Consider the following 19,316-nt stretch of genomic DNA (forward strand, 5'->3'; position numbering starts at 1 on the left):
CAGGCGGACTGTGGAAGGAGAGCACGTCTCCCGAGGAGGTCGCATGCACGTCAGCAACGTCGTCAAGTGGAGTGTGGTCGTCGCCGTGGTCGCCGGGTTCGTCATCTCCGGCCTCGTGGTGATCCTGCTGGTCCGCAATGGCGTCCTCAACAGCTATCCGTGGGAGTCCGTCGGCACCGCGCTGGCGATCTTCGGCGCCATCTGCGCACTCGTGACGGGGATCGCCGAGGCCGACGTCGGCAGCCACAAGACCAAGCGCGACGCCTCGCCGCACTGACGCCACGCCACGCCGGGGCCTGGTCTGACCGCAGGCGTCAGGTGTCAGGCGCTGACGCGCTTGGCGTCGATGCGCGACGCCACCGGCCAACGGACGTCGCGTACCCAGCCGGCCTTCTCGAAGAGCCAGATCAACCGTGCCGAGATGTCGACCTGCCCGCGCAGCACACCGTGGCGCGCGCACGTGGGGTCGGCGTGGTGGAGGTTGTGCCAGGACTCGCCCATCGACGGGATCGCCAGCCACCAGACGTTGCCGGAGCGGTCGCGCGACTTGAAGGGCGCCTCGCCCATCGTGTGGCAGATCGAGTTGATCGACCAGGTCACGTGGTGCACGAGGAAGACCCGGACCAGCGAACCCCAGAAGAACGCGGTCACGGCGCCCTGCCACGACCAGGTGACCAGGCCACCGATCACGGCGGGGGCGGCCAGCGACACGAGCACCCACATCGGGAACTGCTTGGACAGCCGTACGATGTCGCGGTCCTTGAGGAGGTCCGGCGCGTACTGGCGCTGCGGCGTCTGCTCGGCGTTGAACATCCAGCCGAGGTGCGCGTACGCGAAACCCTTGGTCAGCGCGGGGATGGTCTCGCCGTAGCGCCACGGCGAGTGCGGGTCGCCCTCGCGGTCGGAGAACTTGTGGTGCTTGCGGTGGTCGGCGACCCAACGGGTGATCGGGCCTTGGATCGCAAGGCTGCCGGCGATGCCCAGCGCGATCTTGACCGCACGGTTCGGCTTGAACGACTTGTGGGTGAAGAGGCGGTGGAGCCCGACCGTGACGCCGAGCGAGCCGATCAGGTAGAAGACGGCGAGCAGGGCGAGGTCGACGGGCCCGAGCCACCCGCCCCATGCCACCGGCACTGCAGCGAGCAGTGCGAGGAACGGGACGGCGACGAAGACGCCGAGGGTGAGCTGCTCTACCTTGCCCGGCGGCGTGCCTTCGGCGCCGAAGCCTGCCTCGTTGCGCAGTGGGGTCTCGAGCCGTGCCGACATGCGGACTCCTCGTGGTAGGGGTCGGGCCTCGGTCGTGGTCGGGGAAGGATTTCGGGAAGCGTAACTTACGCGTCCGTAGGTTTCAGTGTTGCCCGAGGTGCGCGACAGATCAAGAGGACCGCCGATGTGTGCGCGGGCGTCGGTGTTCCGTACGCTGGGTGCGGATGATCCCCGGTTGGTCTGTCGGCAGGGCCCGCCGCACTTTGAATGCGGATCAAGCGACGTAGGTTCGACTCCTACCCGGGGAGCTCATCCGCCCAGCGACGAACGGTGGAGAGGAACGCGTGAGCGAGCAGGCTCCAATCAGCGTGATCGTGCTGGCCGCAGGCGGGGGCACCCGCATGAGGTCGAAGACGATGAAGGTGCTGCACCCCCTCGCCGGGAGGTCGCTCCTCGGGCATGCGCTGCACGCCGCGCGCGGGGTCGCGCCCGACCACGTCGTCGCCGTCGTCGGCAACCAGCGCGAGCAAGTCGCCGAACACCTCGCGCAGATCGACCCCGACGTCGTCCAGGCGGTCCAGGAGGAGCAGCTCGGCACCGGCCACGCCGTCGCGATCGGGCTCGCGGCACTCGGGGACGACCTCGCCGGGACTATCGTCGTCGTGTACGGGGACGTGCCTCTCCTCCAGCCCGAGACGCTCGAGGCCTTCCTGGAGGACCACCGCGCGCACGACCGTACGCTCTCGGTGCTCACCGCCCGGGTCGACGACCCGCACGGCTACGGACGCGTGGTCCGCAACGACGACGGTACGGTCGCGGCCATCGTCGAGGAGAAGGACGCGACCGACGCGCAGCGCGCGATCGACGAGATCAACTCCGGCATCCTCGCCTTCGACGCCGAGTGGGCGCGTGACGCGCTGCGGCAGGTCGGCAACGACAACTCCCAGGGCGAGTACTACCTCACCGACCTCATCGGCATCGCCGTCGGGCAGTCGCGACCCGTCGGGGCGTACGAGATCGACGACGCCGTCCAGACCGAGGGCGTCAACACCCGGGTGCAGCTGGCCCGGATGGCGGCCGAGGCCAACCGCCGCATCGTCGAGCGCCACATGCTCGCGGGCGTGACGGTGGTCGATCCGGCGACGACCTGGATCGACGTGGACGTCTCGATCGGCGCGGACACGACGATCCTCCCGGGCACCCAGGTGCTCGGGGCGACGACGATCGGCGCGGACGCGGTGATCGGCCCCGACTGCACGCTGACCGACATGGAGATCGGCGACGGCGCGAGCGTCGTCCGTACGGTCGGGTCGTTGTCGGTGATCGAGGCCGGCGCGTCGACCGGACCGTTCACCTACCTGCGCCCCGGCACGACCGTGGGCGAGGGCGGCAAGCTCGGCGCCTTCGTCGAGGCGAAGAACACCCGGCTCGGCGCTGGAGCCAAGGTGCCCCACCTGTCGTACGTCGGCGACGGCGACATCGGGGAGGGCGCCAACGTCGGCGCGGGGACGATTTTCGCCAACTACGACGGTGTCAACAAGAACCGGACGAGCATCGGGGCGCACGCCCGTACCTCGTCGAACAACACCTTCGTGGCGCCGGTGAGCGTCGGTGACGGTGCGTTCACCGGTGCTGGTTCGACCATCCGCGAGGACGTCCCGTCGGGGGCGCTGGCGGTGTCGGCCGGATCACAGCGCACCATTGAAGGGTGGGTCGCCCGGAAGCGTCCGGGCACCCCGTCCGCGGAGGCCGCCGCGCGCGCCCGCGCGGAGCATGACAGCGACGACAGTGACGACGTCCAGGAGAGCACCTCGTGACCGGTATCAAGCGCACCACCGAGAAGAACCTCATGCTCTTCTCCGGACGTTGCCACCCCGCGCTCGCCGAGGAGGTCGCGAAGGAGGTCGGAACCGCACTGGTCCCGACCTCCGTCTACGACTTCGCCAACGGCGAGATCTACGTGCGCTACCAGGAGTCGGTCCGCGGCTCCGACGCGTTCGTGATCCAGAGCCACGCCGCCCCGATCAACGAGGCGATCATGGAGCAGCTGCTCATGGTCGATGCGCTCAAGCGCGCCTCGGCGAAGCGGATCACGGTGATCCAGCCGTTCTACGGCTACGCGCGCCAGGACAAGAAGCACCGCGGCCGCGAGCCCATCTCGGCCCGCCTCATGGCCGACCTGTTCCTCACCGCCGGCGCTGACCGGCTGATGACGGTGGACCTGCACACCGCGCAGATCCAGGGCTTCTTCGACGGCCCGGTCGACCACCTGATGGCGATGCCGATCCTCACCGACTACGTCCTCGAGCGGTACGGCGACAAGCGTCTCGCCATGGTCTCGCCCGACGCCGGCCGCATCAAGGTCGCCGAGAACTGGGCCGAGAAGCTCGGTGGCGTCCCGCTGGCGTTCATCCACAAGACCCGCGACATCGACCGGCCCAACGCGAGCGTCGCGAATCGCGTCGTCGGTGACGTCCAGGGCCGTACCTGCATCCTCGTCGACGACCTCATCGACACCGGCGGCACGATCGTCCAGGCGTGCGAGGCGCTGATGGAGGCCGGCGCGGCCGACGTCATCATCGCCGCCACCCACGCGGTGTTCTCGGGCCCTGCGGTCGAGCGGCTCGAGAAGTGCTCGGCCGCCGAGGTCATCATCACCAACACGCTTCCGCTCCCCGACGAGAAGCGCTTCGACAAGCTCACCGAGCTGTCGATCGCGCCGCTGCTCGGGCGCGCGATCCGTGAGGTCTTCGAGGACGGCTCGGTGACGAGTCTCTTCGACGGCAAGGCCTGAGCACGCCGCTCCCGCCGCCCGCGTCCTGCAACCCGTTTCGACAGGGCTCGTTCCGCCCTTGTAGGATGGGGAAGTTGCCTCGGCGAGGGTTGGCTTTCCGTCAGCCGTGATCGACTTGGTGTCTTGGACACAAGGTGTGTCTCGGACAGCGTGCGCGATGCGGCCGTCCGAAAGACCACCGTCGCCGGGGTGCGACCACCGCTCATAGATACCCAGAGTTCCAGAGGAGCAACACCGCCGTGTCCGAGATCAAGATCAAGGCTGAGACGCGTACCGAGTTCGGCAAGGGCGCCGCTCGCCGTATCCGCCGTGAGAGCAAGGTTCCTGCGGTTCTCTACGGGCACGGCATCGACCCGATCCACGTGACCCTCCCCGGCCACGAGCTGATGCTCGCCCTCAAGCAGCCGAACGCGCTGCTGTCGGTCGACGTGGACGGCGACGCGCAGCTCGCGCTGCCCAAGCAGGTCCAGCGCGACCCGATCAAGGGCTTCATCGAGCACGCCGACCTGCTCGTCGTCCGCAAGGGCGAGAAGGTCACGGTCGACATCACGATCAACGTCGTCGGTGAGGTCATCGGCGGCGCCATGGTCGTCACCGAGAACGCCACCGTCGCGATCGAGGCCGAGGCGACCCACCTCCCCGAGGCCATCGAGGTCTCCGTCGAGGGCCTGGACGCCGGCGCGCAGATCCACGCGTCCGACCTGCAGCTCGCCAAGGGCTCGTCGCTGGCCGTCGACGCCGACACGCTCATCGTGAACGTCGTCGCCGCGCCGACCGCCGAGCAGGTCGAGGCCGAGCTCGAGACCGCCGAGGCCGAGGCCGGCATCGAGCGCGAGGAGTCGCAGGCCGAGGCCGAGGTGGCCGACGCCGCCGAGGCTGCTCCCGCCGCCGAGTGACCTCCTGACGCAGACGGGAGCGACGCGGTGACTGACTCACCGTGGCTGATCGTCGGCCTCGGCAACCCCGGGCCGTCGTACGCCCAGACGCGTCACAACATCGGCTACGCGGTGGCCGACCGGCTCGCGGAGCGGATCGGCGGTCGCTGGAAGTCGCACAAGCCCACCCGCACGGACGTCGTGGAGGGCCGCCTCGGCGGCGTTCCCGGCGTCCGTGTCGTGCTGGGCAGGGCGCGGTCCTACATGAACGAGAGCGGTGGCGGAGTCCGCGCGCTGTCGACGTTCTACAAGATCCCGCCCGAGCAGCTCGTGGTCGTCTACGACGAGCTCGACCTGCCGTACGAGACGATGCGCGTGAAGTTCGGCGGCGGCGACAACGGCCACAACGGGCTGAAGTCGATCCGCGCCTCGCTCGGTACCGGCGACTACTACAAGGTGCGCGTCGGCATCGGTCGCCCGCCCGGTCGCCAGAACCCGGCTGACTACGTCCTGAAGCCCTTCTCGAGCACCGAGCGCAAGGAGCTGCCGCTCGTGGTGGAGACGGCGGCAGATGCGGTCGAGACCCTGGTCACGGCCGGTCTCGAGGTCGCGCAGCGCGAGTTCAACAGCTGACTGAAGTCCCCGACGTGGCGCCCGCCACGATTTTGTGAAACACCCTCATCGTGGACCGGTGATCTGATTCACTCCATCGGGTAGCACCAACTATCGGGGTGGAGTGCAGTGACGGATCTTGGGGTCGCTTCCGAGCGCATGACGACAGCACGAGGGGCAGCGTTCACGACGCCCTCGCAGCTGGTCGTCAAGATGCGCAACCGGTCGCGCATGGCGGCCCTCGCCTTCCTGCTCTCGACCCTCGGCAGCGCCTTCGTCGCGGCTGTCCTGGCCCCGTCGACCGGGTACGAGCTCTGGCTCGTCGTCGCCGCGATCGGCGTGCTCCTCGCCGTCGAGTTCGCGACGATCCCAGCGTACGAGCGCACCCGCTCGCTCCGGCCGGCCCGCCGCCTGGTCGTCTGCGGCAGCGTCGGCGTCCTCGTCCTGGTCGTGTTCGAGGTGATGTCGCCGGCAACGGCGCGTGCCAGCCTTCTCGTCGTCCTCACCGCGGCCACTCTCAGTGCGTCCGCCGTGGTCCTGCGCCGGATCGTCGCCTCTCCGGTGTCGCTGCTCCTCGTGGGTGACCGCGACGGTGTCGGCCACTTCCTCGCGCAGTGGTCGGAGCGCTCCGACATCGAGATGAAGGGGATCTGCCTCGTCACGGAGGACGACGAGGCCGTGGTGCCGCACACGCTAGGTGGTGTGCCGGTCGTCGGCGCGCTCACCGACGTGGGTGACGCGGTCGGTCGACTCGCCGTGGACGGTGTGATGGTCGCTCCTGGCCCCTCCCTCAGTGCGTACGACGTGCGCAGGATCAACTGGGCGCTCGACCACTCGCTCGTCGAGCTCACGGTTGCGACCGAGGTGCACGGCGCATGGCCGCACCGCGTGCAGCCTCGCGTGCTCGGGCGCCGTCTCGTGCTGTCGGTGCGGCCTGGCCGCCGTCCCCGCCTGGTCAGCCTGGCCAAGGCCATGATCGACCGCGTCGGCTCCGGCGCGCTCCTCCTGCTCCTCAGCCCGCTCTTCCTCGCCGTCGCGGTCGCCGTACGGGTGTCCAGCCCCGGCCCGGTCTTCTTCCGCCAGATCAGGACGGGCATGAACGGCGAGCCGTTCGCGATGCTGAAGTTCCGCACGATGGTCGTCAACGCCGAGGAGCTCGTCGACGAGCTCCTCGAGCTCAACGAGGGCTCGGGCCCGCTGTTCAAGCTTCATGACGACCCACGCGTGACCCGCGTCGGCAAGATCCTGCGCAAGACGTCGCTCGACGAGCTCCCGCAGCTGATCAACGTCGTCCGCGGCGACATGTCGCTGATCGGTCCGCGCCCGGGGCTTCCGCGCGAGGCCGAGACGTACGACTCCTGGATCCGGCACCGCCTCGAGGTCAAGCCCGGCATGACCGGCCTGTGGCAGGTGAGCGGGCGCTCCAACCTCAGCTGGCAGGACTCCGTGCGTCTCGACATCGACTACGTCGACAACTGGACGATCCGCTCCGACCTCGCGATCGTCGCGAGGACGGCACGCGCGGTGATCAAGGGCGACGGGGCACGCTGATGGACACGGCGAACGACTCGGGGCGGCGCCGACTGACCGGCCTGATCGGCGCGGCCGTCGGCCTGATCGTCGTCGGGCTCGTCGTGGTCTTCCTCGTCGCACGACCGTCGGCCGACGGCGGCGACGGAGGCAAGGGCTCTGAGGCCTCGGCCCAGCAGCTTCCGGACAATCCGTCGAGCGATTTCACTCCGGGTTCGCTGGAGACCGTGCCGGTCGAGGAGGTCGAGCCCGCGAAGTCGGTCGCCCTGGACGAGAAGGCGACGCTCGGACCGGGCCTCACCGCAAACGTGGCGAGCCTGCGTGCCGTCAAGGGCACGGCGCGCGGACCGGGTGAGATCGCGGGCCCCGCGCTCCAGGTGCGGATCGCGGTCGACAACGGCGCCGACGAGGCGATCGCGCTCGGACGCGCGGTCGTCGAGGTGAGCTATGGCAAGAAGCAGACGCCAGGCGTCGAGCTGAGCGGACCGGGGGTCGCGCCGTTCCCGGCGAGCCTCGAGCCCGGCAACTCGGCCGAGGGCACGTACGTGTTCGGGGTGCCCAAGGGTGCTCGCGGACGTGTGCAGATCACGATCGCCTACACCGCGGGGCAGCCGCCCGCGGTGTTCGAGGGCGACGCGACCGCGGGAGCGGTGCGATGACGTCCGGAGAGCGGGTCAGTCCCGCCGTCGCGGACATGCCGGTACGGCGCGTGGTGCGCCGTACTCCAAGAACTCTTTGAAGACTCAGGACCCGCAGATGGGCGGGCCTGTCAGCAGAACGGCGGTAGGGCGATGCTCAACCACACCTCGACGCGGACCGGACACGGACGAGCACGCTGGAGCGTCCCCCTGCGGCTCCTCGCCGGTGCGGCGCTGACGGCGGCGGTCCTCGCCCCGGCCGTCCCCGCCCATGCCGACTCCCAACCTGCCGACCCGAACGATCCCGCGACACCGACGACGGTGACGGCCGACGCGTTGCCGACCGTCCAGATCAACGGCGTCGTCTGGTCGCAGGGGATCGCCGGCAACCGCGTGTACGCCGGCGGCAGCTTCACCAACGCCCGTCCGGCCGGCTCGCCCTCGGGCACCAACACGGTCGCGCGGAGCCACCTGCTCGCGTACGACCTGCAGACCGGTGTCCTCATCAGCACCTTCGCGCCGACACTGAACGCGCAGGTGACCGCCGTCGCCGTGTCGCCGAACGGCTCTCGTGTCTACGTCGGTGGTGACTTCACCACCGTGAACGGGCAGACCCGACGCCGGATCGCCGCCTTCGACGCCGCCACCGGTGCCCTGGTCGCCAGCTTCGCGCCGTCGGTGAACGGGTCGGTCGACGCGATCGCCGCGACGAACACGACCGTCTACGCGGGTGGCAGCTTCCTCGGGGTCGGCAACCAGGACCGCTACAACGTCGCCGCCTTCAACGCGTCGAACGGTGCGCTCCTCAGCTGGGCTCCCGTCGCGTCTGGCGGCACCGTTCGCGCTCTCGCGATGAATCCGGATGGGACCAAGATCGCGGTCGGCGGCTCCTTCACGACTCTCAACGGCTCGGCGAACCCCGGCTACGGCCTCGGCATGGTCGACGCGACGACTGGTGCCAACCTCCCCATGGGCGCCAACAGCGTGATTCGCAACGGCACCGCAGACGGGGCGATCCTCACGCTGCGGGCCGACGCCGACAACGTGTACGGCGCCGGCTACACGTTCGGCAAGTCCGGAGGCACGCTCGAGGGCGTGTTCGCCGCGGACTGGGACGGCGGCGACCTGACATGGATCAACGACTGCCACGGTGACAGCTACGACATCGTCCCGGTGGGCGACGTCATCTACCAGGCCGGTCACTTCCACTACTGCGAGAACATCGGCGGCTTCCCTCAGGGCGACGGTGGCGTCGGCACGTACCCGTACAACCGGGGGACGGCCATGAGCAAGTCGGCCACGCGCACCGCGACGTGGGAGCCCGACCAGGGCCGCTACTACTCCTACCTCGGTCAGCCCGCCCCGTCGCAGCTGGCGTGGTACCCAGAGTTGAACACCGGCACCGCCACCGGCCAGAGCCAGGGCCCGTGGTCGCTGGCAGGCAACAGCACCTACGTCGTCATGGGCGGCGAGTTCACCCGCGTGAACGGCACCGCCCAGCAGGGCCTCGTGCGGTACGCCGTGCGCGGCACCGCGCCGAACGACCGCGGCCCCCAGCTCGGGGGCGCCTCCTTCCCGCTGAAGGCTGTCTCGTCCAAGCCCGGTGAGGTCCACGTGACGTACGGGTCGAACCACGACCCCGACAACGAGAACCTCACCTACCGCCTCTACCGGCAGACCCAGAACGCAGCCGGGCTGATCGACACCCGCGTCGTGCGCACGCCGTACTGGCGCCTGCCCGTCCACGGATTCACCGACACCGGACAGCCGGTCGGATCCACCCGCCAGTACCGGGTGACTGCGACGGACCCGGCGGGCAACGTCGCGCAGTCGCCGTGGGTCAGCGTGACCGTCGCCGGCTCCCACACGTCGAGCGCCTACCGCGAGGCGGTGCAGCGCAGTCAGCCCGACCACTACTGGCGCTTCAGCGAGGCGACGGGGACCGCAGGTGACCTCACCGGCTTCACGCCGCTCAACGTCAACGCCGGCGTGCTCCGCCCGGCGGCCGGCGCGGTCGGTGGCGACAGCGACCCCGCCGCGAGCTTCAACGGCACGACCACGGGGTACGCGGCGACGCCGGCGACCGACAACCCGCTCGACGTGCTCACGCTCGAGACGTGGTTCAAGACAACGTCGACCACGGGCGGCAAGATCCTCGGCTGGGGCAACCGCGCCGACCGCAACTCGTCCAAGGCCGACCGGCACCTCTACATGGACAACACCGGTCGGATCAACTTTGGAGTCAAGCCCGACCAGACCCGCAAGGTAGTGACGAGCCCGGCCACCTACAACGACGGTCAGTGGCACCACGCCGCGGCCTCGCTGGGCCCGGACGGCATGAAGCTCTATCTCGACGGCGCGAAGGTCGCCGACCGTACGGACGTCACGGTGGGCGAGCACCTCTCGCGCGGGTTCTGGCGGATCGGTGGGGACACCCTCAACAACTGGCCGTCCATCCCGACCACCGCGTTCTTCACCGGTGACATCGACGAGGCGGCGGTCTACTCGTCCGTCCTCAGCGACACCGAGATCGCCGCGCACTACGCGGCGGCGACGGGCGCGCCCGTCCCGAACCTGCCGCCGACGGCGTCGTTCCCGACTCCGACGATCGACGGCCTGAAGGTGACGGTCAACGGATCGAGCTCGTCTGACTCGGACGGCACGGTGACGGGCCACGCGTGGACCTTCGGTGACGGCGGCACGGCGACCGGAGTGAACCCGTCGCACACGTACGCCGCCGCGGGGACCTACACGATCACCCTGACCGTGACCGACGACGACGACGCGACCCACCAGACGTCGCGTCAGGTGACGGTGTCGACGCCGCCGCCCAACCAGCCGCCGACAGCGTCCTTCACGACACCGACGGACGGGTTGACGGTGAACCCCAACGGCAGCGGCTCGTCGGACACCGACGGCACGGTCACCGGCTACGCGTGGACGTTCGGTGACGGCGGCACGGCGACCGGGGTGAACCCGTCGCACACGTACGCCGCTGCGGGGACCTACCCGGTGACCCTGATCGTGACTGATGACGACGGTGCGACGGCAACGCTCACGAAGGACGTCATCGTGGCTGGAGCTCCGGCGCCGTTCGCGCGGGACACGTTTGCACGGACCGTCGTCGATGCCTGGGGCAACGCAGAGACCGGCGGGGCCTGGACCAGGACTGGGTCGGCGACGAACTTCTCGGTCTCGAGTGGCACCGGCAAGATCCGCATGGGGACGCCGGGAGCAGGTCCAGGCATCGCACTGAACGGGGTCTCCTCGACCAGCACCGATCTCTCGGTGACGGCGAGCGCGGACAAGGCGGCGACCGGTGGCGGCACCTACCTCAGCTTCCACCCGAGGCGCGTCGCGAACGGTGACCACTATTTCGCCGACGTGCGGCTGGTCGCGGGCGGCAGTGTGTCGCTCAACATCGGCAGGACCGTCGCCGGGGTCGAGACCTCGCTGGCCAGCGGCACGATCAGCGGCCTCACGGTGGCCGCCGGGGAGGCACTCCAGGTGCGTGTCGCGGCCTCGGGGACGTCGCCGACAACGCTGCGCGCTAAGGTCTGGAAGGCCGGGACCGCCGAGCCCGCGGCGTGGCGGCTGACCTCGAGCGACTCCTCAGCCTCTCTCCAAGCGGCCGGCGCGCTCGGCCTGTGGACGTACCTGTCCAGCTCGGCGACGAACGCTCCTGTGGTCGCGAGCTTCGACGACCTCGTCGCTCGTACGGAATGAGGACGACCGGATCGTGAAAACAACCGTGGCGTGGGCCCTGCGCCCATAGCCTACGGATGCGCATCATTGGAACAGCGTCGGCGCTGCCGGCACGTCTCGGGTGGAGAAGACTCATGTCGACAGCTCGTCCCCGGCGCCATGTGGTGCGCCGACTCGCAGGGGCGGTGACGGCGGCGCTCGTCGTGGCCGCTGCCATGACCGCCACCGCCGGCCCGGCCGCTGCAGACTCGGCGCCCGCGGACCCGACCGATCCGAAGACGCCGACGACGGTCACCGCCGACGCCCTCCCGACCGTGCAGGTCGACGGCGTCGTGTGGTCGCAGGCCATCGTCGGCGGCGCGGTCTATGCAGGGGGCAGCTTCAGCAGCGCGCGCCCGGCGGGCGCGGCCGCGGGCACGGGTGAGACACCGCGCGGCAACCTGCTGCGCTACGACCTTGCGACCGGCGTCCTCGACGCGACGTTCTCGCCGAGCTTCAACGCCCAGGTGCGTACGGTCGCCGTCTCGCCCAACAAGTCCCGTGTGTACGTCGGCGGTGACTTCACCTCGGTCGACGGCACGACGCGCAACCGCATCGCCGCCTTCGATGCGACCACGGGCGCCGTGGTCGCGGGCTTCGCGCCGCCGGTGAACTACCACGTGTACTCGATCGTCGCCACAGACGACGTCGTCTACGCGGCGGGCAACTTCCTTGGCGTCGGCACGCAGTCGCGCGGCAACCTGGCGGCCTTCGACGCGCAGACCGGTGCACTTCTCGCCTGGGCGCCGATCGCCGCGGGTGGTCCCGTGACGTCGATCGTCCTGTCGCCCGACAGCTCGACGATCGTCGCCGGCGGCAGCTTCACGACGATGAACGGCTCGTCGAACCCCGGCTACGGGCTGGCTGCCGTGGACGCGTCGACGGGTGCGCTCAAGCCGTGGCTCTCCAACAGCGTGGTCCGCAACGGCGGCACCGAGGCCTCGATCACCTCGCTGTCGGCGGACGACCAGAACGTCTACGGGACGGGCTACGTGTTCGGCGGCGGTGGCAACGTCGAGGGGACGTTCGCGGCCCGCTGGTCCGACGGCGCGCTGCAGTGGATCAACGACTGCCACGGCGACACCTACTCCGCCCACCCGCAGGACGGCGCCGTCTATACCGCCGGTCACGCGCACTACTGCGGCAACATCGACGGCTTCCCGCAGACCGAGCCCAACTGGACGTTCTCCCGGGCGATCGCCTTCGGCAAGCAGGCCACCGGCACCGTCACGACCGAGCCGCACGGCTATGCCAACTTCGCCGGTCAGCCGCGCTCCGAGCTGCTCGCGTGGTTCCCGACGATGAACGCCGGCACCTACACCGGCCAGGCCCAGGGCCCGTGGACCGTCACGGGCTCGGGTGACTACGTCCTCATGGGCGGCGAGTTCACGCGCGTGAACTACACCGGCCAGCAGGGGATCGTCCGCTACGCCAAGCGCGCGCTCGCGCCTCGTACGCGTGGGCCCCAGCTGTACAGCACGACCTATCCGATCAATGTGGTCTCGACCGAGCCGGGCGCAGTCCGGGTCAACTGGAAGGCCAACCAGGACGACGACAACGACTCACTGACGTATCGCGTCTATCGCGACACCCAGAACAACGCGGGCCTCGTGCACCAGCGCGTCGCGCGGGCCCGCTGGTGGAACCGCACGACCATGGGCTTCACCGACCGCGGGCTCACGCCGGGGGCGACCCACCGCTATCGCGTGGCGGTGACCGACCCTGACGGCAACATCGCGAACTCGCCGTGGGTCGACGTCACGGTCTCCGCGAGCGGGACGCCGAGCGCCTACCTGAACGCGGTTCACGCCTCCGAGCCGGAGTACTACTGGCGTCTGGGCGAGTCGAGCGGCTCCGCCGGCGCCGACACGCTCGGGCAGGGCAACGTCAAGCTGAACGGCTCCTACACCTGGGGCGGTACGGGGGCGCTTTCAGGCGACGCCAACAAGTCGGTGACGTTCGGCAACATCTTCTCCCACGGCAACGCCTCCAGCCAGGTGGCCGAGACCCCGCCAAACGTCTTCACGCTCGAGACGTGGGTCAAGACGACGACCGGCAGCGGCGGCAAGCTCCTCGGCTTCGGTGACAAGATGACGGGCTCGTCGTCCAACTTCGACCGTCACGTCTACCTCGACTCGTCAGGCCGCGTGCACTTCGGTGTCTACGCGGGGACCGCCGCCGTCATCTCGAGCACCGCCAAGGTCAACAACGGGCAATGGCACCATGTCGTGGCCTCGCTCGGCTCGGAGGGCATGAAGCTCTACGTCGACGGCGCCAAGGTCGCCTCGCGGACCGACGTCAAGACCGGCCAGAACGGCTACTGGGGATACTGGCGCCTCGGCGGCGACAACCTGTCGTCGTGGCCGAACGCAGCGAGCTCGAGCGGCAACTTCAAGGGCAGCCTCGACGAGGTCGCGATCTACAAGTCGGCCTTGAGCGACGCCGACGTCGCCGCGCACTACCAAGCTGGCACGACGGGCCAGGGCCAGAACGCGGCGCCGACGGCGGCGATGACCTCCTCGACCCAGGACCTGACGGTGTCGGTCAACGGCACGACGTCGTTCGATGTCGACGGCACCATCGCCTCCCACGCGTGGGACTTCGGCGACGGTGCGACAGCGACCGGGGCGACCGCGACCCACACCTATGCCGACTCCGGCACGTACGACGTCACGCTCACCGTCACCGACGACGGCGGCGCGACCGACGTCCTCACGCGCCAGGTCACGGTGACCGCGCCGCCGCCCAACCAGGCACCGACGGCCGCGTTCACCACGACCAAGAACGACCTGGCGGTGAGCGTCGATGCAGCAACGTCGAGCGACTCCGACGGCACGATCGCCTCGTACGCCTGGAGCTTCGGCGACGGGTCGACGGCGACCGGGGCCACGGCGACCCACGCCTACTCGGCACCGGGCACGTACGACATCGCCCTCACCGTCACCGACGACGACGGTGCGACCGGGACGGTGACCCACCCGGTGACGGTGTCGGGCCCGCCGGAGCCATTCGCCGTGGACACGTTCGCCCGTACGGTCGTGGACGGCTGGGGCAGCGCCGAGACCGGTGGGGCGTGGACCCGGACCGGGTCCGCGACGAACTTCTCGGTCGCCGACGGCGTGGGCCGGATCAGGATGGGCTCTGCGGGCGCCGGGCCATCGATCGCCCTCAACGGGGTCTCCTCGACCAGCGCCGATCTGACGCTGAGCGTGAGCCTCGACAAGGTCGCGACCGGCGGCGGCATCTACATCACGGCGAGCGCCCGCACCATTGCAGGTGTCGGCTCGTACGGTCTGAAGACGCGGTTCCTGGCGGACGGCAGCCTCTCGGCGGCCCTCACCCGGATCGAGGGTGCGTCCGAGACGACGATGGCGACGGGTGTGGTCGCGGGACCCCACGCCGCAGGTGACACCTGGCGCATCCGCGTCCAGGCGACGGGCACGTCGCCGACGACGATCAGGGCCAAGGTCTGGCGCGCAGGCACGAGCGAGCCGGCGTCATGGCTGGTGTCGACGACCGACTCCGCCACGGCGCTGCAGGCGCCGGGCGGGATCGCCTTCAGCCCGTACTTGTCCGGCTCGGCCACCAACGCGCCGATCTTTGCGTCGTTCGACGAGGTCAACGCGGTCGCATTGCCATGAACGTTCCCTGGGCTCGGGGCTGGCTCAACGCCAGCGCCCGAGCACACGGAGGCCGCGAGCGCGCGCGGTAGCGATGGCGATCCCGGCCGGCAGCGGCGTCGCGATGCGGCGAGCCTTGCGCGCGACGAAACGCGTCGCCGTTCCCGAGCGCGTGGCGACCTTCTTGCGGCGTACGAGCAGGTGGCGCCGTTCTTGTGCGGTTGCCCGACGGAACTGCGCCACCGTACGGAAGGTGGCCGGGTCCCGTGAACCACGCGACCACACGACGAGCCATGCCGGGCGCTTACCAGGGCGGCGGTAGACGTTGCCCTTGGCGGTGACGCCCATCTGCCGGGCGGTTCGCCTGCCGGTGTAGTCCTCGACGCAGAGCACGCAGTTCCCGCGCCGGGGATTGACCGCGAGGATGTTGTTGCGGATCGTCACCCGACTGATGCGCCACGTCATCCGCCGGTCGGGGAACGCGCGCCGCGGGTCGCGGCCCGCCGTCGTCCGCGAGCTGGGCCGGCGCGCGTCCTGGACGACGTTGACCGCTCGGCCGTTGCCGACGATGGTGTTGTTCCAGATCGAGACGCTCCCGGTGTTGTTGACCTTCACGCCGTGCCCGCGGTTGTTCTTCACGTGGTTGCCGGCGATGAGGACGTTCGCTGAGATCTCCGCCGACAAGCCGTGGCGGACGTTGCGCACGAATCGGCTGTCGAGCACCTTCGCGCCCTCGACCGACTCGTCCAGCCACAGACCCGTCCCTCGGTTGCCGCGGAAGACGCTCCGGCGGACGACGATGTTGCGGGCACGTCCGATCTTCATCCCCCCGGCGACAGGCGCGGTGTTGAAGTGCTCGGTGTTGTTGCTTTTGCTGGTCATGCGGGAGATGTGCAGGCCGTCGGCGTACGTCGCGCTCGCTCCGATCATGCCGTTCGCCCGCGTACGGACCCGGTCGAGCACGACGTTGCGTGCGGCCACATGCAGGCCGGTCGTCGCGTTCTGGTCGATCGACACGTCCGTGAGCCGGGTGCGTGCGCCGGTGATCGTGACGGCGCCCATGTGGGGGACCGACGGCGCGTACCGGCGGACGTCGATGCCGCTCACGACCGTGCCGGGAGCCCTGAGACTGAGTGCCTTGGCGAGCGCGCTCGCCCGGACCTCGCGTCCGCCGGGCGGACTGCCGAGGTAGAGGAGCCCACGCGTGTAGTCGACGAAGAACGTGCCGGCACGAAGGCTCGCGACCGAGCCCACCTGGCGGAGGCGCCTCCCGCCGACCCAGACCTGGTCCGGGTGCGCGGCCATCGGAAAGCGGCGGTTGACGAACTGCCAGCCTTCTGCACGGTTGTCCGGGACGCCCCACGAGTACGTCGGGCTCGCGTCGAAGCGGGTCGTCCAGCGTGCGACCGCGTGCCTCCCGGACCGGCTCCAACCTGTCACGCGCCGACTCCCGTCGAGCACCACGGCCTCGCCGGCGTGCGCACGGATGGTCAGGCGCTTGGCGTCGGGGACCTTGACGGACTCGTGGTAGGTCCCGCGGCGGATCGCGATGGTGTCGCCGGAACCAGCGCGCGAGACGGCCGCACCGATCGTCCGCATCGGCGCTCCGATCGTCCCCGAGGCGCCGTCGTTCCCCCTCGTGGAGACGTAGTAGGTCCGGCCTGCTGCTGCCGCCAGCATCAGTTCGGGCTGTAAGGGGGGGCCGTCCGCACCTGCCGTCGCCCCGACGGCCTGCCGATCCGCATTCGGAATCAGCGCGACCGTGACCGTCGATGCAGCCAGGACCGGCAGGATGTACCTCCAAAGCGTCCTCTGGACGGATCCGAGTGCCGGTTCCGGCATACGTCAATCACCCCCTATGACGACAGATCCCAAGAATTCGGTCCTCTCCGTCATTCTTTGCCGCGACACTCGGATCGGCAATCGCAGGTGGGTTGGGTAGGGATCTGCCCGTTCGGGCCCGGTGCTCGTGGGCGAGGACTATATTTCAACCGGCGGCTGCCTCGGTTCTGGCCGCCATGTCAATGACTGTGGGGGATCGGTGTACGTCGTCGACTGTTCTGAGCGTTTCGACTGGTTGTCGGACGAGTACGAGTCCCTCTACGCGTCGGCGACGGCGACGCTCTTCCAGCACCCAAACTGGCTCAACGAGATCTACGCGACGCTCGCGGAGGGTATGGGCGCGGACCCGGCGGTCGTCACGATCAGGTCCGACGGACGGTTGGTCGCTGTGCTCCCGCTCGTGCGCCGCCGAGGACGCGTGCGCCGCCTGGAATTCGCTGACCTTGGCGTCAGCGACTACACGGTCCCTGTCATCGCCGCGGACGTGGAGGCCGCGCTGCTCGCGGACCCGTCGGTCCCCAAGGCGATCCGTCACGCGCTCGGGCCGGCGGATCTTCTGACAGTCCCGAAGGTGCCTGCATCGGCCACCCGTCTGACGGCCCTGCTCGGAGGACCAGACGTCGTTCGCCTTCAGTACGACGCCCACGTGATCGAGCTGGGCACGTCCTTCGAAGACTGGCGTTCCGCGCGTGATTTGGACTTCACCCGGCATCTGGACAACAAGCGCAAGAGGATCGGTCGCAAGCAGCGGGTCCTCGCACTACGTGAGCTCAAGGATGTCGACGAGATCGATGGTGCGTTTGCGTTGATGCGCGAGTTCAGGCGTTCCCGCTTTTCTGATCGGCGTGCGATCGACCTCGTGCAGGATCCGGAGTACTACGAGTTCTATCGTCGTGCAGCCCACGACGGGGCGACGAAGGGCGGCCCGGGCAGTACGACTGTTCTCACGATCAACGACGAGATCGTCGGTGTCTCCTTCGGGCTCAGCGACTCCTCGCGCGATCTCTTCGTCCTCATCGGGTACGACTTCGACCGCTACCGCAACTACTCGCTCGGGCTCGTGATGGTCGAGGAGCTGATCAAGGTCAGCATCGCCAACGGCAAGACCTACCACGACCTGACACTGGGGCACGAGGGCTACAAGCAGGACTTCGGCGCGGAGGCGACGCCGATGTTCGCCGTGCACATGACCAAGACGCCGGTCGGGTGGGCGGCGAAGACCGCAGCTGCTCAGAACACCGCTGCGCGACACTTCGCGAAGCGTGCCCTCGCCTATCGGGACGAGCACCTGCGGGGACGGGGGTTGTCCGAGGTCATGGCTTCCCTCCGCGGACGCCGCGGGTAGCCCTGTCAAGTCGCCCCGAGTGACAGGGCGTTACGGCCCCGTGACGACAGTCACGGTCGAGTCGGCATCGATGAGTCCCGCGGTGGTCTGCTTCACGACCGGCTTCCCTGTGAAGCCGATCGCTCGCATGTTCCGGACAATGTGCTTCCCACCTGACGCGTAGAGAATCGGCGTCGATTCAGCGACGCCGGATGCGTGCTCGACCACGCATCCGTCCAGGAGGACCGATCCATTCGTCGCATGGACGAAGCCCGCGTCGTTTCGTCCGGTGGCTGTCGGATCCGACATTGCATAGGCGAGCCAGGTGTCGCGGACTGTGACTCGAGTGTCGCCCGTCAGGCGGATCAGGGATCCCTTACAAGGTGCGCCCGCGTTCCGTCCTTCGATTGCGCAGTCGACGAAGCTGACGAAGTCACCAGTACCGGTGATGCTGAATGCCGAGTGGCCTTCCGCTGTCACGTAGAAGTTCTGAAGGTTGGTCTTTGAGAGGTACTCGAAGCTGGCAAGGAACGCGGTGTCGGGGAGCAGAGCAGTCGGCGAGTCCAGGAGACACATACTGAAGTTGAACCGACAGTCGGATCCGCCAAGTGCAAGTCCTCGGTTGCGGACGTTGTTGATGTTCCAATACCCGTCCCCTGAGCACGCAGTCATGAGTAACTGCTGGGTGGATGAGCCAAGGACGCCTGCGGCGTTCACCGATGTGATGTCGCGGAAGCTCGAGGTCCACAGGACCCGGCTGGAGTGCCCCTCGATCAGACGGTTCGACGCCGTTCCGTCGATCGTCAAGCCTTGGAATGCGCAGGCGAAGGTCTGCGCCTGGTTCAGGTAGAACCAACCGCCGGTCGTGCGTACCTGAATCAGGTTGGAGCTCGGGTGACCGCTCCGATTCTGGTCTCCTGGTCGGATTGCGCCGCGAATGGAGAAGCCCGAGTACAGCGGTTGCTGGTTGTTGAAGGTGTAGGTCCTGTCCTCGTCGAGGACGACGGTGGTGCCTTTGTAGGTCTGCGCGGCAGCGTACGTCATGAAGGCAGCGAGTCTGGCGTCGTCATCGACGCCCGAGAATGAGGAAAGGGGGAGTTCAGTTGGCACGTCCGGGCCTCCGCGAGTAGT

General features: G+C 69.0%; 13 protein-coding genes and 1 tRNA gene. 11 read left to right on the plus strand and 3 right to left on the minus strand.

Annotated elements, in window-relative coordinates:
* The first annotated feature begins 43 nt into the window (after positions 1–43).
* Entirely contained in the window at positions 44–277 is a 234-nt protein-coding gene (locus ACFSDF_RS09150; protein ID WP_167001689.1) for a hypothetical protein, read from the plus strand.
* A 44-nt stretch (positions 278–321) separates the two neighbouring features.
* Here ACFSDF_RS09150 and ACFSDF_RS09155 read toward each other — a convergent pair whose 3' ends face one another.
* On the minus strand, positions 322–1,266 hold the full coding sequence (locus tag ACFSDF_RS09155; RefSeq protein ID WP_167001690.1) for an acyl-CoA desaturase: 945 nt from the start codon (positions 1,264–1,266) through the stop codon (positions 322–324).
* Between the two features lie 168 nt (positions 1,267–1,434).
* Between ACFSDF_RS09155 and ACFSDF_RS09160 the strand changes: the two genes are divergently transcribed.
* From ACFSDF_RS09160 to ACFSDF_RS09200, 9 genes are all read left to right on the plus strand, one after another.
* Positions 1,435–1,514, plus strand: a tRNA-Gln gene (locus tag ACFSDF_RS09160).
* A 36-nt stretch (positions 1,515–1,550) separates the two neighbouring features.
* On the plus strand, positions 1,551–3,023 hold the full coding sequence (glmU, locus tag ACFSDF_RS09165; RefSeq protein ID WP_167248928.1) for a bifunctional UDP-N-acetylglucosamine diphosphorylase/glucosamine-1-phosphate N-acetyltransferase GlmU: 1,473 nt from the start codon (positions 1,551–1,553) through the stop codon (positions 3,021–3,023).
* Positions 3,020–4,000, plus strand: coding sequence for a ribose-phosphate diphosphokinase (locus tag ACFSDF_RS09170; protein ID WP_167001692.1), 981 nt, complete (start codon positions 3,020–3,022; stop codon positions 3,998–4,000). The genes glmU and ACFSDF_RS09170 overlap by 4 nt, the downstream gene beginning before the upstream one ends.
* Positions 4,001–4,239: 239 nt before the next feature.
* Entirely contained in the window at positions 4,240–4,896 is a 657-nt protein-coding gene (locus ACFSDF_RS09175; protein ID WP_167001693.1) for a 50S ribosomal protein L25/general stress protein Ctc, read from the plus strand.
* Between the two features lie 27 nt (positions 4,897–4,923).
* Entirely contained in the window at positions 4,924–5,508 is a 585-nt protein-coding gene (gene pth, locus ACFSDF_RS09180) for an aminoacyl-tRNA hydrolase (RefSeq protein ID WP_167001694.1), read from the plus strand.
* A 138-nt stretch (positions 5,509–5,646) separates the two neighbouring features.
* A complete protein-coding gene (locus tag ACFSDF_RS09185) occupies positions 5,647–7,038 on the plus strand; it encodes an exopolysaccharide biosynthesis polyprenyl glycosylphosphotransferase (protein WP_167001695.1) in 1,392 nt (463 codons plus the stop codon).
* The gene (locus ACFSDF_RS09190) at positions 7,038–7,676 is read left to right on the plus strand and encodes a hypothetical protein (protein ID WP_167001697.1); all 639 of its coding nucleotides are present in this window, start codon (positions 7,038–7,040) and stop codon (positions 7,674–7,676) included. The genes ACFSDF_RS09185 and ACFSDF_RS09190 overlap by 1 nt, the downstream gene beginning before the upstream one ends.
* Positions 7,677–7,808: 132 nt before the next feature.
* Complete coding sequence (locus ACFSDF_RS09195) at positions 7,809–11,381, plus strand: PKD domain-containing protein (RefSeq protein ID WP_167001698.1); 3,573 nt, start codon at positions 7,809–7,811, stop codon at positions 11,379–11,381.
* A 113-nt stretch (positions 11,382–11,494) separates the two neighbouring features.
* On the plus strand, positions 11,495–15,040 hold the full coding sequence (locus tag ACFSDF_RS09200) for a PKD domain-containing protein (protein WP_167248926.1): 3,546 nt from the start codon (positions 11,495–11,497) through the stop codon (positions 15,038–15,040).
* A gap of 24 nt (positions 15,041–15,064) precedes the next feature.
* On the opposite strand, the gene ACFSDF_RS09205 is transcribed toward ACFSDF_RS09200, so the two are convergent.
* Positions 15,065–16,699, minus strand: a complete 1,635-nt coding sequence (locus ACFSDF_RS09205) for a right-handed parallel beta-helix repeat-containing protein (protein ID WP_167001700.1) — start codon at positions 16,697–16,699, stop codon at positions 15,065–15,067.
* A gap of 361 nt (positions 16,700–17,060) precedes the next feature.
* On the opposite strand from ACFSDF_RS09205, the gene ACFSDF_RS09210 reads away from it, so the two are divergent.
* Positions 17,061–18,206, plus strand: coding sequence for a GNAT family N-acetyltransferase (locus ACFSDF_RS09210; protein ID WP_167001701.1), 1,146 nt, complete (start codon positions 17,061–17,063; stop codon positions 18,204–18,206).
* 30 nt (positions 18,207–18,236) lie between these two features.
* On the opposite strand, the gene ACFSDF_RS09215 is transcribed toward ACFSDF_RS09210, so the two are convergent.
* Complete coding sequence (locus ACFSDF_RS09215) at positions 18,237–19,295, minus strand: hypothetical protein (RefSeq protein ID WP_167248924.1); 1,059 nt, start codon at positions 19,293–19,295, stop codon at positions 18,237–18,239.
* Positions 19,296–19,316 lie beyond the last annotated feature (21 nt).

This window comes from Mumia zhuanghuii, assembly GCF_042681565.1.
GTDB lineage: Bacteria > Actinomycetota > Actinomycetes > Propionibacteriales > Nocardioidaceae > Mumia.